This is a genomic window from Blautia sp. MSJ-36 (genome assembly GCF_018917985.1).
In the GTDB taxonomy this organism is placed as follows: Bacteria; Bacillota; Clostridia; order Lachnospirales; family Lachnospiraceae; genus Blautia_A.
On record NZ_JAHLPQ010000062.1, the window covers coordinates 1 to 1809 of the forward strand.

Genomic DNA, 1809 nt, shown 5'->3' on the forward strand with positions numbered 1-1809 from the left:
CTAGTATAATAATGATGTAGTCAATCAAGACTACTTGGTTAATAAGTTTCTATAAATCAGATAACAGAAGAAGGGGTTCTTCCTTCATCAGATGTTATCCGTAATAATGATCATGTCTGACGGTTCCTGATAGACACCAGATAAAACATAAGGTATTATCTCTTAGGATAGGACAAAGAATGTTCACCTCCTTGGGAAGTCACTCTTGTGACTGATACCTACAATGAAGTCAATTAGTCCATTCGACAGGGTTTTATGTTTTAGCTGGTTGGGAGCCGGAAGGCCATACCCGAATAACGCGCTAGGTTGTGTACCTGCCAGATTGGAAATGGATTCCTATCAGAAAGGAGCTATTGCTCATGTCAAACAAAGTTATCTTTAATCTCGATGATTTATTCATCTCTGTTGGTATTGATGTCGGTGCTGACTTCTCCTGGATGTCTATAGCACTTCCAAACCAACAATTCGTAGGAAAACCTTACAAAATCCTACATAGCAGTATTGATTCCCTTACAACCGCTGTTTCTAAAATAAAAGAAGCAGAAGAGTTGTATTCTTTGGAAAGTCGCATTTTCCTCGAATCCACGGGAATTTATCATTACCCACTCTTCTGCTATCTTCGTGATAAGGGTTTTAACTGCTCTGTTATTAATCCTATCATCACTAAGAATAGCACAAACATCAACATACGAAAAGTACATAATGATCGTTTTGATTCTAAAAAAGCTGCTTTGGTTGGTTTGAAACCTGATTTAAAGGTTTCACTTATGCCTTCAGACCTTGCTCTAAACTGCCGTAACCTATGCCGTGAATACTACGATTTAATGGATAATCGCAGTGCCTATGTGAATAAGCTTCAGGGTGAATTACGCATGGCGTTTCCACAGTATCTCGGCATCTTTTCCAAGGTTACAATCAACACTTCTCTTACACTGTTGGAGACTTATACATCTCCCTCTGCTTTTCTTGAAGCAGACAAGCAAGAGATTATTAATATCATCAAATCAACAGCTCGCTTTGGGCTTACATATGCTCAAAATAAGTATAATGCCATAATTCAGGCGGCAACTGATGCAAATCAATTTGGTTACATCATAGACAGCAACATCAAGCGTATTCGCCTTTATATCAGCTTCATACGTAAATATGATGAAGAAATCAACAACATTCTTGAATCGCTCCATGAGCTTGTTGATGCTAATGAAAATGCCGACTTTGTCAAGCAGATTCATTTGATTGAAACATTCAAAGGTGCTGGTTTCTTGTCTGCTGTATCCATCATGGGTGAGATTGGTGACTTTTCAGCATTTTCAAAACCAAAACAACTTTTCGCTTATTTCGGTCTTGATCCGGCAGTAAAACAATCCGGAAAATTTGAAGGTACCAAAGTTCAAATGTCTAAGCGTGGTTCTGCCATAGCCAGACGTGTTATTCACACGTTAACCTTACAAAGCATCAGTATCTCCCGTAATGGAGAAGCTAAAAATCCAGTTCTTCGTGAGTACTACCTCAAGAAATGTGACTCAAAACCAAAGCTCGTAGCAATGGGAGCTGTTTCACATAAGGTATGCAATATGATATTTGCAATACTCAGAGACAACAAGTCTTTTGAAATCATCACTCCACAGGAGCATATCAAACAATACAATGCTTCCAAATGCGACATGGCTGCATAAAATACTGTACATCCAACGAATCAATATCTTTCAAAAGAACGATATTTTCACCAAGGGGGACGTCTACCCTTTTTTAGCCAGAAAATAAGAGCAATTTTTTTCATTTAACTATTGACATTTATTAGCTGGACTT

Annotated in this window: 1 protein-coding gene; it reads left to right on the top strand. The window is 38.1% G+C overall.

Features of this window, described 5'->3' with window-relative positions; all coding sequences use genetic code 11:
• The first annotated feature begins 359 nt into the window (after nucleotides 1–359).
• Nucleotides 360–1676: an IS110 family transposase gene (locus tag KQI39_RS17105; RefSeq protein ID WP_216419770.1), complete on the top strand. Its 1317-nt coding sequence runs from the start codon at nucleotides 360–362 to the stop codon at nucleotides 1674–1676.
• Nucleotides 1677–1809: the final 133 nt, after the last annotated feature.

Bases quoted from the DNA above. Each gene is read 5' to 3' on its own strand.
- KQI39_RS17105 (WP_216419770.1), top strand. From the start codon at position 360: ATGTCAAACAAAGTTATCTTTAATCTCGATGATTTATTCATCTCTGTT.